Raw genomic sequence first — 17,555 nt, forward strand, 5'->3', positions numbered from 1 at the left:
TCCCCCACACCGAGGAGCTGACGTGACGTTCGCCGACACACTCACCGAGGCGTTCAAGGCGCGCTTGCCGCTGCTGTACATCGAGACCGGAGAAGAGGTCCGCGCGATCGCGGCGATCTCCGACGCCGCCGAGACGCAGCGCCACCCCCGCGCGCTGTGGACCTGGAGCGCCGCGCTCGGCCTCGTGGGCCCGGACGGCAAGTCGGTCGCGAACACCGTCAACCCGGCCCGTGCGCTGCAGCACGTCGCGGGTGTCGACACCCCGAGCGTGTTCGTGTTCTGCGACCTGCACGCGTATCTGGGCGGCGAGCATCGACCCGGTGACCCGGTGCTGGTGCGGACGGTGCGCGAGACGGCGCTGGAGTTCCGCCACGGCGACGTGTCGCGCACGCTCGTGATCACCGCGCCGGTGCGGATCATCCCGCCCGAGCTCGATGAGGTCACGCACCTGCTGGACTTCCCGCTGCCCACGGCCGTCGAGATCCGCGACCTGCTCGAGACGATGATCGAGAACAACGCGTCCGGCGACGGACGGATCCGAGTGGATGCCGACGACGCGGCCCGCGAGCAGCTCGTGCACGCCGCGCTCGGCCTGTCGATGGCCGAGGCCGAGAACGCGTTCGCCCGTGCCATGGTCAACGACGGCAGCCTGTCGGCGCAGGACGTGCCGATCGTGCTCGACGAGAAGCGCCAGGTGGTCCGCAAGTCGGGCGTGCTGGAGTTCGTGCAGGCCGACATCGACCTCGACGACGTCGGCGGCCTCAACAACCTCAAGCGCTGGCTGTCGCGCCGCGACGGCTCGTGGCTGGGCAGCGCCCGCGACTACGGCCTGCCGGCGCCGAAGGGCGTGCTCATCACCGGCATCCCGGGCTGTGGAAAGTCGCTGACCGCCAAGGCGACCGCGGCGTCGTGGGGGCTGCCGCTGCTGCGCCTCGACATCGGCCGCATCTTCTCGGGCCTCGTCGGATCCAGCGAGCAGAACCTGCGCACCGCGATCGCCACCGCCGAGGCCGTGGCGCCGTGCGTGCTGTGGGTCGACGAGATCGAGAAGGGCTTCTCGAACACGACCGGCCAGGGCGACTCCGGCACCACCGCCCGCGTGTTCGGCACGTTCCTCACGTGGATGCAGGAGAAGAAGCATCCCGTCTTCGTCGTCGCCACAGCGAACAACATCGATTCGCTGCCGCCGGAGTTCCTGCGCAAGGGCCGCTTCGACGAGATCTTCTTCGTCGACCTGCCCACGTCGCACGAGCGCGAGGCGATCTGGCGCCTGCAGCTGCGATCGCGCGCATCCGAGGCGAACGGCCTCGAGGCGATCGCCTCCGACGCCGCCGCGCTCGCCGCCCTGGCGGCCGCGAGCGAGAACCACTCCGGCGCCGAGATCGAGCAGTCCGTCGTGGCGGCGCTGTACGAGGGCTTCGGCGGGCGCGAGAAGGTGACCGCCGACACCGTCCGCGAGGTCGTGGATACGATGATCCCGCTCGCGGTGACCCAGGCCGAGCAGGTGCAGCGCATCCGCACCTGGGCGACCGAGCGCGCGGTGCGCGCGACCGGGACCGAGGACCTGGATGCCGCTGAACTGACCGGCGCGGCGACCGAGGGCGCGCTCTCTTCGCGCCGCGGCGGCCGGACCGTGGATTACTGACCAGGCGACACGGAGGACGGGGAACATGGCCAAGCAGCTCGTGGTGCGGCTCCGCGCCGATGGAACGGTCGACGCCGAGAGCATCGGCATGCACGGTTCGGAGTGTCTCGACCACATCGAGGCGCTCGAGGCCCTGCTCGACGCCGAGACGGTGTCGTCGAGCTTCACCGACGACTACACGTCGGCCTCGACCTCCGAGACGACTTCGCTCGATGCCGAGCAGTCGGACGGCGCACCATGACGACGGTCGTCGCCGCGTCCCCCGGCCGGGGTGGGGCGGACTCGCTGCTCGGTACGGTGGCACCGCCGTCCGGCGCGGCGACCGACGTGCGCTGGTCGCGGTTCCTGCCGGCCACCGAGGCCGAAGGACCCGGGGTGCGGGCGGCGGTGTGGCTGCAGGGCTGTGCGGTCCACTGCCCCGAGTGCTTCAATCCGCAGCTGTGGGCTCCGCGCGGCGGCATCGTGACCGCCGTCGACGGGCTCGCGCCGGCGTGGGTCGAGCAGGCCCTGGCCGCCGGTGCCGAAGGCGTCACGCTGCTGGGCGGCGAGCCCTTCGAGCAGGCGTGGGGGGCGGCATCCCTCGCTCAGGCGTTCCGCGCGGCGGGCCTGGGCGTCATGACCTTCAGCGGGCATCCGTACGCGCTGCTGCAGGCCTGGGCCGACGGGGGCCGCGACGACATCGCGGCGCTGCTGGCGGCAACAGACCTGCTGTGCGACGGACCTTATCTGCGCGATCTGCCCGACCGTGCGCGGCCGTGGGTCGGCTCGCGCAACCAGGGCATCCGCGCGCTGACCGAGCGCTATGCGAGCGAGGTCCGGGCGATCGAGTCAGACGGCGGCGCCGACCGGATCGAGGTGCGGATCGCGCGCGACGGCACGATCGCCGTGAACGGATGGGCGACGGATGCCGCCCTCGCAGCGCTCCTGGACGACCTGGGCGTGCGCGCCGACAGCCCGGCACAGGTCGCCGCAGCAGACCGAGAACGAACGAGAGCGGAGGCCGTGCGATGAGCGTGTCCCTGATCCTGATCCCCGCGGCGCTCGCCGCCGCCACCGCGATCTCGGCCGCCGGCGGCATCGGCGCGCTCACGCAGCTGGGCGGTTCGCACGAGAAGGACGAGACTCCGGGTGCCGCGACGGCCGAAAGCGGTCCGCGGCCCATTGAGGTGCGCACCCGCATGAAGGACCCCGACCTGCTCGGCGACGCGCTGCGAGACCTCGGTGCGGCCGAGGTGTCGCAGGCGGCCGGCGAGGTGGCCGCCCTCATCGACGGGATCGAGCTGCGCATGACGCGCTCCGACGACGGCGTCTGGGCCGCGCACTTCGAGCGCGCGGACGGCGGCGAGCTCGACGAGGCGACGGCCGCCGATCTCGTCGCGCAGCTCGACGCCGCGTACGCGCTGCGGGTGCAGCAGACCGTGGCGGCCCGCATCCGCGAGCGGGCGGAGTCCGCGGGCTTCGAGCTGGTGTCCGAGACCCGCGACGATGACGACACCGTCACGATGGTGCTCGACGTGAAGGACTACGCATGAGCAGCACCGCCCGCGCCGCCCAGGCGAACGACGTGCCCAGCATCGGCTGGATGCTCGGCATGAGCTCGTGGATGCTGCTGACCGTCGTGCCCGGGGCCATGTTCACGTGGCTCGGGTTCGGGATCGTCGGCGTCGCCTCGCGCAGCCGCCGCCTCATCATCCTGGGCGTGGTGTGGGGCGCGGTCGCGATCCTGGTGAACCTCGAGCTGTGGGGGCAGGCGCAGCCGATCGTGCGCGTGATCGCCTACCTCGCCGGCATGGTGTGCGCGCTCGCCGTGAATCCCGGGTGGTTGCGCACGATGTGGCAGCGGCGGCTCGAGAAATCGGGGATGGGCGTGACCTCTGCGCGCACCGCCGCGACCGGCACCGCCGCGGCCGGCGCCGCGGCGACGGGGAACCGTGCCGGCCGCCGCAGCCGATCGAAGAGCACGCCGTCGCAGCGCGTGCAGCCCAAGGCCGCGCGGCCGAAGACGCAGCCTCGCGAGAAGGCGTCGTCTGCGCCGGGTCCCGACCGTACGGCAGAGCTCGCCGCCGCGGTGGGCGCGACAACGTCGGACCTGCTCGAGACGCCCGCCGACTCCGCGCCGGCGAAGGCCGTGCCCGCCGCGCCCGACGAACCCGTGGACGTGAACACCGCGACCGCCGCGGAGCTCGAGGGCCTGCCCGGCGTGACCAGGGCCCGCGCCCGCAAGGCCGTGTCGGAGCGGGCGGAGCAGGGCGGCTTCAGCTCGCTCGAGGACTTCGGCGAGACCCTCGGCCTTCAGCCACATGAGATCGTGCGCCTGCGCAAGGTCGCGACCTGCTCGCCCCGCCCGCGCGGTGAGCGCCGCTTCGGCCGCCGCGTCGATTACTGATCCGCCCGCGTGCGATGGCGTGAGGGATGCCGCCACGCCAGGTGGCGGCATCCCTCACCCCTCCCCGTTCACGCGATCCTGACGGCGGCGCCGGCCGGTCTCGCCGCCGGCTCGCGCAGCCGGCGGACGACGTACTCGGCGTCGCGCCCCATGCCCATGAGGGTCGGCGAGGCGACGGCGTACTGGAACGGCAGCCCCATGAACGCGAGTCCCGGCACGCGTGCCGCGAGCCCGCGCACGTGATCGGGCCATCGGTCGGCGCCGAACACGGCCGGGATGTCGATGAACCCCAGATCGGGCCGCGAGCCCGTGCACCACACGACGGTGGCGGCGTCTGACTGCTCGGCGCCGTCGATCACGGGGCGGCCGCCGGCGACGCCGGTCACGCGCCCGACGCGCCGGATGCCGGCGCGATCGAGGTCCGACAGGTGGTTGCGCACGAGGTTGACGCCGTGCCCGCGGTGCTCGGCGGCGAACCGGCGGCCGCGCTCGGTGTCGAGCGTCAGGCCGCGCAGCCGCCGCACCGCGATGCCCGCGATGAGGTTGCCGATCGGCGTGTCGATGCGGCCGGGCACCTGGCCCGGGTGGCGCCCGGCGATTGTCGTCGGGTGGCCCGCCGCGGCAGCTTCGAGGGCGAGGTCGGTGCCCGAGTTGCCTGCGCCGACGACGAGCACGGGTCCGGGGGCGAGGTCCTCGGGGCCGTGGTACGCGACGGAGTGCACGGTGCGGATCGCGGGGTCGAGGTCGCCCGCGAACGGCGGCACGACAGGTACGCGGTGAGCGCCGGCGGCGACCACGACGTGGTCGGCGACCAGCTCGTCGCCGGTCGACAGGGCGAGCCGGAACCGTCCGGCGTCGGCGAGCGACAGCCGCGTCACGCGGGTCGAGAGCCGCAGCGGAGAGCCGATGACGGCGGCGCAGTGCTCCAGGTAGTCGGCGAGCTGCGTGCCCGTCGGGTAGGCGAGCCAGCCGATGTCGAGCCGGATCCCCGGCAGCTCCGCCCACCGGCGGGACGTGAACAGCCGCAGCGAGCGGTAGCGCTCGCGCCACGTGTCTCCCACGCGTGCTCCCGCGTCGATGAGCTCATGGTCGATGCCCTGGGCGGTCAGCAGCCGTGCGGTGTGAAGGCCGGCGGCTCCGGCGCCGATGATGACGGTGTCGCGTCGTGTGGTGTCCATGTCATCCTCCCTGCGCTCACGGTAGGTCGTGCCCTCCCCAGGCGGCATCGGCAGAAATGACCATTTCCCCGCGGCTTCGTCACGGGGGGTGCCGGCATTGCGGGCGGCCGCCGCACCGGACGTGCCGCCGGCCGTGCCTGCCGCGCCGCGACAGCCGGGCGGCCCCGCGCCCGGTCAGGGCGCAGGGGCGAGGGCGAGGCCGTGCTCGAACGCGTACGCGGTCGCGGCCGACCGGCTCGGCACACCGAGCTTGGCCAGGATGCTGCCGACATGCCGGGCGACGGTGCGCTCGCTGAGGAACAGGTGCTCCGCGATCCGCCGGTTCGACCACCCGCGCGACACGAGCGACAGCACCTCGCGCTCGCGCCGGCTGAGCCCCGGATCGGCGATTCCCGCCGACGCGGCCGCGGCACGTTCCAGGCGTGCCAGATCCGGGATCGCGCCGAGCCCCTCCAGCACGGCGCGGGCCGCGTCGAACTCGAGCTCGGCCCCCTCGCGGTCGCCGAGGTCGCGCACCGCCGTGCCGATCGCGACCCGCGTGAGCGCGGCGTCGTAGGGCGCATCCAGCCGCCGCCAGGCCGCCCACGCGGTGCGCAGCAGCGGCAGCGCGTCGGCCGCGCGGCCCTCGGCGATCGCCACCTCGCCGTCCGCGCGCGAGGCCAGCGCCCGAAGGTACACCGCGTCGAACTGGTCGGCGCATGCGGTGAGCTCGGCGGCGGCATCCCTCGCCTGATGCACGTGACCGCGATCCAGTGCAATCCGCACCGCGGCGGCCAGCACCTCGGCGCGCGTCGCCGGATCGGCCGCGGCGCCTCGCACAGCGGTGAGTCCCGCCCACGCCCCGGCGAGGTCACCGGCGTCGCGGTGCAGCAGTGCGAGCGCGGGCTGCACGTCGCGTCCGAGCGCGGCGGCGTGCCGCAGCGCTTCCCGGGCGGCGGCGGCGCGGCCGGCGACGCGGTGCAGGTCGGCCACGCGGTACCAGGCGTTCGCGAGGGTCTCGGTGCGCTCCTCGGTGGCGCACACGTCTTCGGCCGCGGCGACCGCGCTCGCCCATTCGCCGCCCAGCTGCATGACGCTCGCTCGGTGCAGGGTGCACTCGCCGCGGAACGGCGCGAGCCCGCGCTGAGCATCGCACCAGTCGCCGAGCTCGCGCGTCCACACCCGCGCCCGTTCGACGTCGCCGCGTGCGAGCAGGCTCGCGATGACGGCGCAGTAGGCGGGACCGGCGGCGCGGTCGCTCACGAGACCGTCCGCGATCCGCAGCATGACGCGGTCGAACGTCGCGAAGGCCTCCACCACCCGCCCGTCGCTCAGCTGCGCCCGGCCGAGCCCCATGGTGGCCAGGGTCGCGGTGTCGGGGTCGGGGGCGGCATCCGCCTTCTCGATCGCTTCGCGATACAGCGGAATGGATGCCGCAGCCTCCCCGTGTGCGAAGGCCGCCGTCGCCGCGCAGAGCGTGCGCACCGCCTCGGTGGCGGGCGTCGCCGCTGGGCGTTCGCACAGCTCCATGAGCCGTGCCATCCATGCGCCCGCGCGGATGCCTTCGCCGTGCTCGCTCAGCGTGAAGCCGAGCCAGAACACGCAGCGGACGGCGGCTGCGAGGTCGCCGTCGTCGAGATAGCGCAGCTGCGCCCGTTGCCACGCCCGCTCCGACACGTCGTCGCGGCCCACGAACCACGCCGCCTGGCCGAGTTCGTCCAGCTCGTCGCCGGCCAGGGTAGCCTCATGGGCGACGAGCTGCTCGAACCGTCCGGTCCAGTCCACGACCGCGGCGCCGCGGATCGCCATGCGCAAAGTATGGGCGCACGGCGAACCCGCGGCAAGGCCGCCGGCGTCAGAGCTTGGCGTCCTGCTTCGGGATGAAGACCTGCTTGATGATGAGCAGGATCGATGCCGTCACGGGGATCGCGACGAGGGCGCCGAGCAGTCCGAGCAGCGTGCCGCCCACCATCGCGCCGATGACCACGAGTGCACCGGGCACCGAGATGGCCTTGTTCATGACCTTCGGGGTGAGCACGTACGCCTCGAGCTGCATGTAGACGAGGTAGATGATCGCGAAGATCAGCGCGGGCAGCCACCCGGTGAACAGTGCGATGACTGTCGCGGTGATCCAGTACAGCACCGAACCGATGAGCGGGATCAGTGTGATGGCGAACGCCAAGACGGCCATCAGCGCGGGGAACGGCAGGCCGAGGAACAGGTGCAGGAAGAACGCGACCACGGAGTTGCAGAACGCGAGCACGACCATGCCCATGAGGTAGCTGCCGATCGAGTCGGTGATCTGCTCGGTCAGGGCGCCAGCCTTCGGGCGGTTGCGGGCCGGGGCGAACTTCAGGAACGCCACCTTCATCGCCGGCAGGCCGGCCAGGAAGTAGAGGCTCAGGACCAGGACGATGATGAGGCCCGAGATCGTGGTTCCCACGTTGAGCGCGAAGTTCACCACGCCGCCGCCGATCGCGGCGATGTTGGCGGGGTTCGTCAGGAACTTCTCGATCTGGTCGGTGATCGCGCCGACCTGCGAGCCGAACGTGTCGCGCAGCCACGCGTAGAAGTCGCTCTTCTGGAAGTCGTCGATCGTCTGCGGCAGGTCGGTGAAGAACTGCGTGATCTGCGATACCAGCGCGGGCACCACGAGTAGCAGCACACCGGCCAGCAGGATCGCGAACGCGGTGTAGACGATGACGATGCCCCACGGCCGCTTCACGTTGTGCTTCTCGAACCAGCGCACGACCGGGTCGAGTCCCAGCGCCGCGAACAGCGCGAACACGACGTAGATGATGATCGTCGACAGGTTCCAGAACGCGAGGCCCAGTGCGACGGCGACGAGTCCGCCGAGGGTGAGGAACAGGCCCACGCCGAACGGCTGATTGAGGTTCGCCCAGAACGTGCGCGACGCAGGTGCTTCGCCGGAGCGCGCGGCGACGCCGTCGGGGACCGCGGTGCCCTCCGCGTGTGAAGCATCCGTCCCGGCGGCGGGGTCGACGGACAGGGGCTCTGCGGCCTCGGCGCCGGTGGCGCCGATCGCGGGCGAGGCATCGGTCATGCGACACACTCTATGGCCGTGCCCCGCGCCCGCGCACGACTGCGGCGACGCGGAGACCCGGCCGGACGCTCAGGTAGTGTCGAGGGGCGAAGGAGGACCCCATGACCGAAGATCCCTCGGCGACGCTCACCCGGCTGCGCAGCAGCATCGACAACATCGACGCAGCCCTGGTGTATCTGCTTGCGGAGCGCTTCAAGGCGACCAAGCAGGTGGGGCACCTCAAGGCCGAGCACGGCATGCCCGCGTCCGACCCGGCGCGCGAGGAGCAGCAGGTCGCCCGCCTGCGGAGCCTCGCCGAGCAGGCCGACCTCGATCCGGCGTTCGCCGAGAAGTGGTTCAACTTCGTGGTGGCCGAGGTCATCCGCCACCACACCGAGGCCGCTGACAGTCGCTGACGCCCCACCGGGACGGCAGGATGCCTCGGCCCTGCGCAGCGCGCCCGGGCCGAGGCATCCTCGTGCCGGGTCAGGGTGTCGCGCGCCGCAGCGTGAAGAACGACCCGATCGAGATCACCACGGTCAGCAGCAGGCCCCACAGCGACAGGCCGAGCGCTCCCTGCGTCATGATCCACTCGAACAGCGCGGCCCAGGCGTTCGCCTGGCCGACCAGGTACATCGCGCCCACCAGGAGCACCCCGATGCCGACGAGCACGATCGTCAGCCCCATCGGGCCGAACCGCTTGTAGAGCAGTGCGCAGCTGAAACCGATGATGAACAGCAGCATCGCGATGCCGAAGTACACGACGGCGGCCGCGGCGGGGCCGGCCTCCCACACCCACGGAAGGCGGAAGAACCAGCCGTTGAGCCCCCAGCCGTTCGTCGCCTCTTCGACGAACCCGCCGACGACGAAGACGGCGGAGAGGATCGCGGAGGTGAGCACGGCGGTCAGCAGCGTGCCGAGGAGGAATTCGCGGCGCGTGATGCTCAGCGCCTGCGAGAAGGGGAAGGACAGCGTCATCGCCTGGATGCCGACGGCGAAGAAGTACCACAGCGGCGCCTGCGCGCCGCCGCCGTACTTCGGCGCGTCGGTGGGGATCATCGCGTAGATCGCGAGGCTCATCAGGAACGATGCGCCCAGGATGATCAGCGGCAGCCAGATGAAGGTCTGCCGGTTGATCAGCTGCATGCGGATCACGTTGACCGTGCGGCTCATCGGAGTGCTCCTTCGTCGAGGGCGGACTGGTCGGCGGCATGCTGGGTCGTGCGGACGATGAGCTGCTGCAGCGAGACGGGCGCGACGTCCAGGCCGGCGGCGGCGAGGCGCTCGCGGTCGGCCAGCGTGAGCGCACCGAGGACGGTGACCGACGCCACATTGCCGAGGCTCTCGCGATGGATGACCTGCCGGCCCTGGACGAAGGCGTCCACCGCCGACGCGTCGCCGACGATGTTGGCCGCGCGGTCGCGCACGGCGTCCGTCGCCTCGTCCATCACGATGCGTCCGCGGTCGATCACGAGCACGCGCTCGATGAGGTTCGCCACCTCGTCGATCAGATGACTGGAGAGGATCACGGTGCGCGGGTGCTCGGTGTAGTCCTCGAGCAGCCTGTCGTAGAAGATCTGCCGGGCGACGGCGTCGAGGCCGAGGTACGGCTCGTCGAAGAACGTGATCTCTGCGCGCGACGCGAGTCCGATGATGACGCCCACCGCCGACAGCTGGCCGCGGGAGAGCTTCTTGATGCGCCGCTTCATCGGCAGCTGGAAATCCACGATGAGCCGGTCGGCGAGCTCCTGGTCCCAGTTCGGGAAGAAGATGCGCGCGGCCGCGAACGCGTGCCCCGGCTTCGCGTCGTCGGGGTACTTCTGGCTCTCGCGCACGAAGCACATGCGCGAGAGCACCTTGGCGTTCTCGTAAGGCTGCATGCCGAACACCCGCACGTCGCCCGAGGTGGCGAAGTTCTGCGCCGTGAGGATCGACATGACGGTGGTCTTGCCGGCGCCGTTGCGGCCCAGCAGGCCGTAGATGGTGTCCTTCTCGATGGTGAAGCTCACGTCGTCCACCGCGACGACGTCGCGATAGCGCTTGGTGAGACTCTTCACCTCGATGACGTGAGTCCCGGTCGTCATCGTGCGTTCCCTTCGGTGGTGGTCGCGACGTGCGCCGCGGCGCGGTCGCGGATGAGCAGTTCCAGGTCTTCGGGCCCGAGCCCGAGCTTGCGGGCTTCGGCGAGCAGCGGCTCGACGAAGCGGTCGGCGAATGCGGTGCGGCGTTCGTTCATCAGCAGTTCGCGCGCACCCGGCGCCACGAACATGCCGATGCCGCGACGCTTGTACAGCACGCCCTTGTCGGTCAGCATCGCGACTCCCTTCGCGGCGGTGGCGGGGTTGATGCGGTAGAAGGCGGCGAGCTCGTTCGTCGACGGCGCCTGCGCTTCTTCGGCGAGGCTGCCGTCGATGATCGCGTCCTCCACGCTCTCGGCGATCTGGAGGAACAGCGCCCGGCCTTCTTCGATCACATCCGCTCCGCTTGGTCGGTTACTTACTTGACTAAGTAACCATGCAACAAGATGGTCCGCGATGTCAACCCTTTTCGCCCCGGCCCCCGTCGCGACCTGCCGTGGTATCACGCGTGCGCGGAGTACCGAAAGGGCCGATCGGTGTCGAATTTGTCCGATGCGGGCACTCATGAAACGGTGGGTAAGGCCCCGTGTGCGGGGCATACCCGACCAGTCCGCGGTCTCTGGTGACGCTCCCCGAGCGTCAGACCGGTGAGCGTATGGTCGGCGGCCGCGGCGCGGATCCGACATCCGCAGCGTGAGCGGCCGCCACCCGGGCGCGACCGATGCAGCTCCTGCACCGGAGCTGCCGAGGTGCACAGTGACGCTTCCGCCTGCCATCGAGGCGAAGAACCTGTTCAAGGTCTTCGGACGCAATCCCAAGGACGCCGTCAAGCGGCTCCGCGCCGGCGCGACGCGCGCCGATGTCGCCGACGTCGGCTCCGCCGCCGTCATCGACGCGAGTTTCACCGTCCAGCCCGGCGAGATCTTCGTCATCATGGGCCTGTCCGGCTCGGGCAAGTCGACGGTCATCCGCATGCTCAACGGCCTGCTCGCCCCCACCGCCGGTGACGTGCGCGTGCAGGGCAAGAGCGTCGTGGATGCCTCGGCCAAGACGCTGCGGGGCATCCGCCGCCGCTCGATCTCGATGGTGTTCCAGCACTTCGCGCTGCTGCCTCACCTGACCGTGCTCGACAACGCGGCGTACGCGCTGGAGATCCAGGGCGTCGGACGCGATGAGCGTCGCGCGCGCGCCCGCGAGATCCTCGACAAGGTCGGCCTGGGCGACCGCGCCGACGCGATGCCCGACGAGCTGTCGGGCGGCATGCGCCAGCGCGTCGGCCTCGCCCGCGCGCTCACCGCGGGCACCGACATCCTGCTGATGGACGAGGCGTTCTCGGCCCTGGATCCGCTGATCCGTCGCGAGATGCAGGAGCAGCTCATCGACCTGCAGCGCGAGCTCGGTCGCACGATCGTCTTCATCACGCACGACCTCAACGAGGCGATGTTCCTCGGCGACCGCATCGCGGTCATGCGTGACGGCCGCATCGTGCAGACCGGCACGCCGGAAGAGATCCTCACCGATCCCGCCAACGACTACGTCGCGCAGTTCGTGCAGGACGTCGACCGGGCCCGGGTTCTCACCGCCGGCTCCGTCATGGCGCCGCCGGTGGCGACCACGCCGGTCAGCGCGGGCGTGCGCGGCGCGCTGCGCGTCATGCGCGACCTGCAGGTCGGCTCGGTGTCGGTGATCGAGAACCGCCGGTTCGTCGGCGCCGTGACCGACCGCGCCGTCATCCGCGCGGTCAAGGACGGCAACACCGACCTGCGCTCGCTCGTGCGGGGCGGCCGCCCCGCCGTGCACGTCGACGACCCGCTCACCGACGTGGTCGAGCGCGCGGTCGAGAGCCCCGTGCCGGTCGCCGTGATCGACGATGCCGGGCGCCTCGTCGGCACCATCCCGCGCGTGACACTGCTCGCCGCGCTCGGCGACGTGCCCGCCGTGACCCGCGAGAACCCGGTGATCGACGTGCCCACCAGCGTGCCGGTCAGCGTGATCACGCAGACCCTCGCGGCCGTCGAGACGCCGGTGTCCACGACCGCGCCCGGTGGGCGGGCAGCCCCGCCCACACGGCTCACGCCGAATGGCGCCGGCGCCGATGAAGCGACCACCGCGACCGAGGGGGCAGCCCGATGAACGACTTCTTCCGTCTTCCGCTCGGCGATGTCGTCGAGGGCGCCGTGCGCTGGCTCATCGACGCGCTCGGCGGGTTCTTCGACGTCGTGGCCGTGATCTTCGGCGGCCTCTACGACTGGCTCGACGCATCGCTGTCGACGCCGCCGTTCTGGGCGGTGATCCTCGTGATCGCCGCATTCGCGTACTGGTCGAAGGGGCTCCTGCTCGCGGTCGGCAGCGCCCTGGGCCTGCTCGTCATCGTCGCCGTGGGCCAGTGGCCCAACGCCATGGACTCGCTCGCCCTCGTGATCCTCGCGGCGGCTGTGGCCATCGCGATCGCGGTGCCGCTGGGCATCTGGGCCGCCCGCAGCGACCGGGTCTCGGCCGTGCTGCGCCCGGTGCTCGACTTCCTGCAGACGATGCCGGCGTTCGTGTACCTGATCCCCGCGATGCTGATCTTCGGCGTCGGCCCCGTGCCCGGCATGGTCGCGACCATCGTCTTCGCGCTCGCCCCCGGCGTGCGCCTCACCGAGCTCGGCATCCGCGGCGTCGACGCCGAGATCGTCGAGGCCGGTCACGCCTTCGGCGCCTCGCCCGGCCGCATCCTGCGCCAGATCCAGCTGTCGCTCGCGATGCCCAGCATCATGGCCGGCGTCAACCAGGTCATCATGCTGAGCCTGTCGATGGTCGTCATCGCGGGCATGGTCGGCGCAGGCGGACTCGGCGGCGCGGTCGTGCAGAGCCTCAGCCGCATCGACATCGGCCTCGGGGTCGAGGCGGGCCTGTCGGTCGTGATCCTCGCCATGATCCTCGACCGCGTGACCTCCGGATTCTCGGTGCCGCGCGAGCGGAAGCCGAAGACGGTCCCTGCTCCCGCTCCACACGCCGCCGGCGCGTCGCGCGGAGCCTCTGGAGCCGGGGGCCCAGCCGTCGCCACGCCCGCTGCGGCGGCCGCGACCGCCGCTGAGCCGCGGGCCGCGGCATCCACTCCCGACACCACCCCCGCCGACGACCGCAGCTCGGTCACGGTCTGAGACGAGAGGACCCGCACATGACGAAGCGACGCATGATCGCCGCCGGCCTGGCACTGGCCGGGACCGCCGCCCTGCTCGTGAACGGCGCGGTCGCCCTGACCGGCGGCACGGACGGTGCCGACAAGGGCCGCATCACCGTGGCCGTGTTCAACGGCTGGGACGAGGGCATCGCCGCGTCCGAGCTGTGGAAGGCCGTGCTCGAGGACGAGGGCTACGCCGTCGACCTCGTGTACGCCGACCCGGCGGCCGCCTACACCGGCATCGCGAAGGGCGAGTACGACCTGACGCTGGACACGTGGCTGCCCCTCACCCACGCCGAGTACATGAAGACGTACGGCGACGACCTCGTCGACGTCGGCTCGTGGAACGACGAGGCCAAGCTCACCATCGCGGTGAACGAGGACGCCCCGATCGACTCGCTCACCGAGCTCGCCGCCAACGCCGACCTGTTCGGCAACCGCCTGGTGGGCATCGAATCGGGCTCGGGTCTCGTGACCGTCACGCAGAACGACGTGATCCCCGGCTACGGCCTGGAGGGGATGCAGTTCGTGACGTCGTCGACGCCCGCGATGCTCACCGAGCTGCAGGCGGCGACGGATGCCGGGCGCGACGTCGCGGTGACGCTGTGGCGTCCGCACTGGGCGTACAACGCGTTCCCGATCAAGGACCTCGAAGACCCCGACGGGCTGCTCGGCGACGCCGAGGGGATCCACACGATCACCTCGACCGGGTTCGCCGACGAGTTCCCCGAGGTCGCGACATGGCTCGAGGCGTTCCGCATGGACAACGAGCTGCTCTATTCGCTCGAGGACGCCATGTTCCGCGAGGGCGCCCAGGACGACTACGGCCCCGTCGTGAAGAAGTGGATCGCCGACAACCAGGACTGGATCGACACCCTCACGCGCTGACGCCCCGCCGTCGTGCCCGCACCGCAATAGGGTGTGGGCATGACGGTGGCCTTCGTGCTGGGCGGCGGCGGGGTCCGCGGCGCGGTGGAGATCGGGATGCTGCGCGCTCTGCTCGAACGCGGCATCCGGCCCGATCTCGTCGTGGGCACCTCGATCGGGTCGATCAACGGCGCCCTGGTGGCGGCGGACCCGACGCTCGCGGTGATCGACCGGCTGCTCGACGCCTGGACCTCGCCTGAGGCCAATGCCGTGTACGGCGACTCGCTGTTCGCCCAGTTCGCACGGCTCGTCAAGACCAAGACGCACCTGAACTCTCCGGCGCCGCTGCGTCATCTGCTCGAGCGCGCGCTCGGTGCCGACACGACGTTCGAAGATCTTCCGGTGCGCCTGCGGGTCGTCGCGGCGAGCATCGAGCGCGCCGCCGAGCACGTGTTCGACTCGGGCCCGCTCATCGATGCGGTGCTCGCCTCGTCGTCGGTCCCGGGGCTGCTGCCGCCGACCCGCATCGGCGACGAGCACTTCATCGACGGCGGCATCGTCAACTCGATCCCGATCGCGCAGGCCACAGGCACCGGCGCGACCACCGTGTACGTGCTGCAGGTGGGACGCATCGAGACGCCGCTGGAGGCGCCGCGCACGGCCGTCGACACCGCCCGCGTCGCGTTCGAGATCGCGCGCCGGCACCGCTACGCGCACGACATCGCGAACCTGCCCGAGGGGGTGGCGCTGCACGTGCTGCCGAGCGGCGGCGCGCTCGACGGCGACGACTCGCTGATGTCGTACCGGCGGATGACCACCGTGCGGCGTCGGATCGACGCCGCCTACGACGCGAGCCGGCAGTTCCTCGACGCCCGCGGCATCGGGGTCGACGGCGCATGAGTTGGCTGCCGCCGACGTGGCTGCGTCGCCTGGTGCTCGGACCGCTCGTGATCGTGGCGGCGATCGTGATGCTCGACCTCACCCCGCTGTGGTTCCTGGTCGCGCTCGCCCTGACCTCGCTCGTGCCCGGGCGGTTCCGGCTGGTGCGTGTGCTGTGGCTCGTGACTGTCTACCTGCTGTGGGACGCGATGCTCGTGATCGCGATGTTCGGCCTGTGGATCGCGTCGGGCTTCGGGTACGCCCTGCGCCGCCCGGCGTTCGTGTCGGCGCACTATCGCCTGGGCGGGTGGGCGCTGCGTCTGCTGTTCCTCATCTTCGGCAGCGTGCTGCGGCTCACGATCACGACGTCGGGGTCGGATGACGAGGTCCCCGTCCCCACGCCCCCTCCAGGCGCCGCTGACGCGTCGCCCGGAGCCTCCGGGCGCGTGGGCCCAGCCGCGGCCGCCCGCGAGGCGTTCGACCGGCTGTTCGCCCCCGACGAGCCGCTGATCGTCGCGAGCCGCCACCGCGGCCCGGGCGACTCGTTCATCCTGATCCACACGCTCTGGAACGAGGTCGCCCGCAGACCCCGCATCGTGCTGAAGTACACGCTGCAGTGGGACCCCGCGATCGACATCCTGCTGCACCGCGTACCGGCGCAGTTCATCGTGCCCTCGGGGTTCGGCCGTACCTCGAAGGGCGGCGGGGCGCGCGTCGAAGAGGCCCTCGCGAAGCTCGCGACGGGCCTCGGCCCGCAGGACGCGTTCGTGATCTTCCCCGAGGGCGGAAACGTGACCGCGGCGCGTCGTACGTCGCGCATCAAGCGCCTGCGAGACGCCGGGCGAGAAGACATGGCCGAGCGTGCGGAGGCGCTGCGGCACGTGATGGCGCCGCAGCCGGGCGGCATGCACGTCGCGTTGAACGCGGCCCCCGACGCGGACGTCGTGTTCATCGCGCACACCGGACTCGACCGCCTGGTCACGCTGCGCGACATCTGGCGCGAACTGCCGATGGACAAGGGCATCACGATGCGCGCGTGGCGTGTGCCGCGTGCCGAGATCCCCGATGACATCGACGCGCGGTCGAGGTGGCTGTTCGACTGGTTCACGCGGATCGACGAGTGGATCGACGCGCACGGCGCCGACGAGGAGCCCGCTCGTTGAGCGGAGCGCGCGCAGCCCGTCTCGGTCGTTGAGCGGAGCCACGAAGGCGCGAAGCCGAGACGTCGTGAGTCGCTCTCGACGACATGACCAGCGCGACAGTCGCGAACATGGCCGGATCCGATCGGCGGCTCGCGCCGTTTCGTCTCGCTGCGTCGGCTCGACGACCGGGGCAGGCGCGTTGCGCTCAGCGCTGCGGCTTGGGGTGGATCACGCGGCCCGGGGCGTCGCCGTTGCCGCGTGAGGGAACCGGCCATTGCCCCGGCGGCGTGGTGCTCGGGCGGGGCGGCGCGCGCAGCGGCTCGGGCGCGGCCGCGGGAGCCGGGGTGGACGGCTGTGCTGCGGACGCGGCATCCGCCGTCGGTGTCGTGGCGGTCGGACCGAGCTCGAGCATCACCTTGTTCTCGAGCACCTCGATCGCCTCGTCCGAGATCGAGATGAGCCCGTCGAGCTCTTCGCGCACGCGGCGGTAGGCGAGCTGGCGTTCCGCCGGTGTGGCGGCCTCGTCGATCGCGACGGTCAGCAGCTTCTTGGCGGTGTCGAGGCGCTTGCGCTCGACCTCGCTGAAGCCCGAGTCGCGCAGGCGCCGGGCGTCGCGCTCGGCCACGTCGAACGCGACCTCGAAGTCGGCGACGGCGTTGCGGTACTCGGCGAGCTGCTCCCGGGTGAGCTTGGCCTTCGCCGTGGCCGGTCGCAGGCCGTCGGCCACGCGCTTGGCGCGCAGGAAGGCCGCCGTCAACGGCTGGCGGCCATCGCTCATGGCGGGGAAGGCGATGATCTTCGCGACGTCGAGCTCGTACTCCAGCCAGCGAGCGGTCACCGCGTCATGCTCTGCGAACAGGCGTTCGAGCTGCGTTGCCTGCGTCTCGCGTGCCGGGGCGCCGGCGGCGCCAGCCGTGGCCGTAGGCGCGGTGAAGGCGGGGAGGGATGCGGCGTCCACCGTCTTACCGCGTGCCGCCGCCTGCGCGGACTTGAGCTCGGCCTTGGCGTGCAGCACCTCGATGCGGCGCTGGTGGCGGCGGCGAGAGCCCCGCTCGAGCGCACGGTATGCGCCGCTCATGACCCCCATGAGCGGGAAGATCAGCCACCAGAAGTGGCCGAACCAGTCGAAGAACGGCTGCACTCTGTCATGCTAACGGCCGCCGGGGACCCTGTGTCGGGTCCGAAGCAGGCT

At 71.5% G+C, this 17,555-nt stretch carries 18 protein-coding genes; 11 read left to right on the forward strand and 7 right to left on the reverse strand.

Annotated elements, in window-relative coordinates; translation table 11 throughout:
- Window positions 1–22: 22 nt before the first annotated feature.
- The 5 genes from ABEA46_RS10195 to ABEA46_RS10215 are packed head-to-tail and all read left to right on the forward strand — an operon-like array spanning window position 23 to window position 4,031.
- The gene (locus ABEA46_RS10195; protein WP_345544431.1) at window positions 23–1,645 is read left to right on the forward strand and encodes an AAA family ATPase; all 1,623 of its coding nucleotides are present in this window, start codon (window positions 23–25) and stop codon (window positions 1,643–1,645) included.
- Between the two features lie 25 nt (window positions 1,646–1,670).
- The gene (locus ABEA46_RS10200; protein ID WP_345544433.1) at window positions 1,671–1,886 is read left to right on the forward strand and encodes a DUF2997 domain-containing protein; all 216 of its coding nucleotides are present in this window, start codon (window positions 1,671–1,673) and stop codon (window positions 1,884–1,886) included.
- Window positions 1,883–2,656: a 4Fe-4S single cluster domain-containing protein gene (locus ABEA46_RS10205; protein WP_345544435.1), complete on the forward strand. Its 774-nt coding sequence runs from the start codon at window positions 1,883–1,885 to the stop codon at window positions 2,654–2,656. Before ABEA46_RS10200 ends, ABEA46_RS10205 begins: the two co-directional genes overlap by 4 nt.
- On the forward strand, window positions 2,653–3,177 hold the full coding sequence (locus ABEA46_RS10210) for a hypothetical protein (protein ID WP_345544437.1): 525 nt from the start codon (window positions 2,653–2,655) through the stop codon (window positions 3,175–3,177). Before ABEA46_RS10205 ends, ABEA46_RS10210 begins: the two co-directional genes overlap by 4 nt.
- Complete coding sequence (locus ABEA46_RS10215) at window positions 3,174–4,031, forward strand: ComEA family DNA-binding protein (RefSeq protein WP_345544439.1); 858 nt, start codon at window positions 3,174–3,176, stop codon at window positions 4,029–4,031. The genes ABEA46_RS10210 and ABEA46_RS10215 overlap by 4 nt, the downstream gene beginning before the upstream one ends.
- Before the next feature lie 68 nt (window positions 4,032–4,099).
- On the opposite strand, the gene ABEA46_RS10220 is transcribed toward ABEA46_RS10215, so the two are convergent.
- The 3 genes from ABEA46_RS10220 to ABEA46_RS10230 all read right to left on the reverse strand — a co-directional run bounded on the left by ABEA46_RS10220 (window position 4,100) and on the right by ABEA46_RS10230 (window position 8,252).
- Window positions 4,100–5,209 (reverse strand): flavin-containing monooxygenase, encoded by a 1,110-nt coding sequence (locus ABEA46_RS10220; protein WP_345544441.1) that lies wholly within the window; start codon window positions 5,207–5,209, stop codon window positions 4,100–4,102.
- Between the two features lie 174 nt (window positions 5,210–5,383).
- Window positions 5,384–6,997, reverse strand: a complete 1,614-nt coding sequence (locus tag ABEA46_RS10225) for a LuxR C-terminal-related transcriptional regulator (protein WP_345544443.1) — start codon at window positions 6,995–6,997, stop codon at window positions 5,384–5,386.
- 46 nt (window positions 6,998–7,043) lie between these two features.
- Window positions 7,044–8,252: an AI-2E family transporter gene (locus tag ABEA46_RS10230; RefSeq protein WP_345544445.1), complete on the reverse strand. Its 1,209-nt coding sequence runs from the start codon at window positions 8,250–8,252 to the stop codon at window positions 7,044–7,046.
- 101 nt (window positions 8,253–8,353) lie between these two features.
- Between ABEA46_RS10230 and ABEA46_RS10235 the strand changes: the two genes are divergently transcribed.
- Window positions 8,354–8,647, forward strand: a complete 294-nt coding sequence (locus ABEA46_RS10235; protein ID WP_191170821.1) for a chorismate mutase — start codon at window positions 8,354–8,356, stop codon at window positions 8,645–8,647.
- A 70-nt stretch (window positions 8,648–8,717) separates the two neighbouring features.
- Here ABEA46_RS10235 and ABEA46_RS10240 read toward each other — a convergent pair whose 3' ends face one another.
- The 3 genes from ABEA46_RS10240 to ABEA46_RS10250 are packed head-to-tail and all read right to left on the reverse strand — an operon-like array spanning window position 8,718 to window position 10,704.
- Window positions 8,718–9,404 carry a hypothetical protein gene (locus ABEA46_RS10240; RefSeq protein ID WP_345544446.1) on the reverse strand — a complete coding sequence of 229 codons (687 nt, stop codon included), beginning with the start codon at window positions 9,402–9,404 and terminating at the stop codon, window positions 8,718–8,720.
- A complete protein-coding gene (locus ABEA46_RS10245; RefSeq protein ID WP_345544447.1) occupies window positions 9,401–10,315 on the reverse strand; it encodes an ABC transporter ATP-binding protein in 915 nt (304 codons plus the stop codon). The genes ABEA46_RS10240 and ABEA46_RS10245 overlap by 4 nt, the downstream gene beginning before the upstream one ends.
- Entirely contained in the window at window positions 10,312–10,704 is a 393-nt protein-coding gene (locus tag ABEA46_RS10250; protein ID WP_345544448.1) for a GntR family transcriptional regulator, read from the reverse strand. Before ABEA46_RS10250 ends, ABEA46_RS10245 begins: the two co-directional genes overlap by 4 nt.
- A 361-nt stretch (window positions 10,705–11,065) precedes the next feature.
- Between ABEA46_RS10250 and ABEA46_RS10255 the strand changes: the two genes are divergently transcribed.
- The 5 genes from ABEA46_RS10255 to ABEA46_RS10275 are packed head-to-tail and all read left to right on the forward strand — an operon-like array spanning window position 11,066 to window position 16,384.
- A complete protein-coding gene (locus ABEA46_RS10255; protein ID WP_345544449.1) occupies window positions 11,066–12,442 on the forward strand; it encodes a quaternary amine ABC transporter ATP-binding protein in 1,377 nt (458 codons plus the stop codon).
- Window positions 12,439–13,455 carry an ABC transporter permease gene (locus ABEA46_RS10260; RefSeq protein WP_345544450.1) on the forward strand — a complete coding sequence of 339 codons (1,017 nt, stop codon included), beginning with the start codon at window positions 12,439–12,441 and terminating at the stop codon, window positions 13,453–13,455. The genes ABEA46_RS10255 and ABEA46_RS10260 overlap by 4 nt, the downstream gene beginning before the upstream one ends.
- A 17-nt stretch (window positions 13,456–13,472) precedes the next feature.
- Window positions 13,473–14,363 carry a glycine betaine ABC transporter substrate-binding protein gene (locus ABEA46_RS10265; RefSeq protein ID WP_345544451.1) on the forward strand — a complete coding sequence of 297 codons (891 nt, stop codon included), beginning with the start codon at window positions 13,473–13,475 and terminating at the stop codon, window positions 14,361–14,363.
- A gap of 39 nt (window positions 14,364–14,402) precedes the next feature.
- Window positions 14,403–15,242, forward strand: a complete 840-nt coding sequence (locus tag ABEA46_RS10270; protein ID WP_345544452.1) for a patatin-like phospholipase family protein — start codon at window positions 14,403–14,405, stop codon at window positions 15,240–15,242.
- Window positions 15,239–16,384, forward strand: coding sequence for a 1-acyl-sn-glycerol-3-phosphate acyltransferase (locus ABEA46_RS10275; RefSeq protein ID WP_345544453.1), 1,146 nt, complete (start codon window positions 15,239–15,241; stop codon window positions 16,382–16,384). The genes ABEA46_RS10270 and ABEA46_RS10275 overlap by 4 nt, the downstream gene beginning before the upstream one ends.
- A 184-nt stretch (window positions 16,385–16,568) precedes the next feature.
- On the opposite strand, the gene ABEA46_RS10280 is transcribed toward ABEA46_RS10275, so the two are convergent.
- Complete coding sequence (locus ABEA46_RS10280; RefSeq protein WP_345544454.1) at window positions 16,569–17,504, reverse strand: hypothetical protein; 936 nt, start codon at window positions 17,502–17,504, stop codon at window positions 16,569–16,571.
- Window positions 17,505–17,555: the final 51 nt, after the last annotated feature.

It is taken from the genome of Microbacterium jejuense, assembly GCF_039544225.1.
Classification (GTDB): Bacteria; Actinomycetota; Actinomycetes; order Actinomycetales; family Microbacteriaceae; genus Microbacterium; species Microbacterium jejuense.

What these genes read in the sequence shown, in the direction of transcription:
- ABEA46_RS10200 (WP_345544433.1), top strand. Translation starts at nt 1,671, where the DNA reads ATGGCCAAGCAGCTCGTGGTGCGGCTCCGCGCCGATGGAACGGTCGAC.
- ABEA46_RS10205 (WP_345544435.1), top strand. Translation starts at nt 1,883, where the DNA reads ATGACGACGGTCGTCGCCGCGTCCCCCGGCCGGGGTGGGGCGGACTCG.
- ABEA46_RS10210 (WP_345544437.1), top strand. Translation starts at nt 2,653, where the DNA reads ATGAGCGTGTCCCTGATCCTGATCCCCGCGGCGCTCGCCGCCGCCACC.
- ABEA46_RS10215 (WP_345544439.1), top strand. Translation starts at nt 3,174, where the DNA reads ATGAGCAGCACCGCCCGCGCCGCCCAGGCGAACGACGTGCCCAGCATC.
- ABEA46_RS10220 (WP_345544441.1), bottom strand. Translation starts at nt 5,209, where the DNA reads ATGGACACCACACGACGCGACACCGTCATCATCGGCGCCGGAGCCGCC.
- ABEA46_RS10225 (WP_345544443.1), bottom strand. Translation starts at nt 6,997, where the DNA reads ATGGCGATCCGCGGCGCCGCGGTCGTGGACTGGACCGGACGGTTCGAG.
- ABEA46_RS10230 (WP_345544445.1), bottom strand. Translation starts at nt 8,252, where the DNA reads ATGACCGATGCCTCGCCCGCGATCGGCGCCACCGGCGCCGAGGCCGCA.
- ABEA46_RS10235 (WP_191170821.1), top strand. Translation starts at nt 8,354, where the DNA reads ATGACCGAAGATCCCTCGGCGACGCTCACCCGGCTGCGCAGCAGCATC.
- ABEA46_RS10240 (WP_345544446.1), bottom strand. Translation starts at nt 9,404, where the DNA reads ATGAGCCGCACGGTCAACGTGATCCGCATGCAGCTGATCAACCGGCAG.
- ABEA46_RS10245 (WP_345544447.1), bottom strand. Translation starts at nt 10,315, where the DNA reads ATGACGACCGGGACTCACGTCATCGAGGTGAAGAGTCTCACCAAGCGC.
- ABEA46_RS10260 (WP_345544450.1), top strand. Translation starts at nt 12,439, where the DNA reads ATGAACGACTTCTTCCGTCTTCCGCTCGGCGATGTCGTCGAGGGCGCC.
- ABEA46_RS10265 (WP_345544451.1), top strand. Translation starts at nt 13,473, where the DNA reads ATGACGAAGCGACGCATGATCGCCGCCGGCCTGGCACTGGCCGGGACC.
- ABEA46_RS10270 (WP_345544452.1), top strand. Translation starts at nt 14,403, where the DNA reads ATGACGGTGGCCTTCGTGCTGGGCGGCGGCGGGGTCCGCGGCGCGGTG.
- ABEA46_RS10275 (WP_345544453.1), top strand. Translation starts at nt 15,239, where the DNA reads ATGAGTTGGCTGCCGCCGACGTGGCTGCGTCGCCTGGTGCTCGGACCG.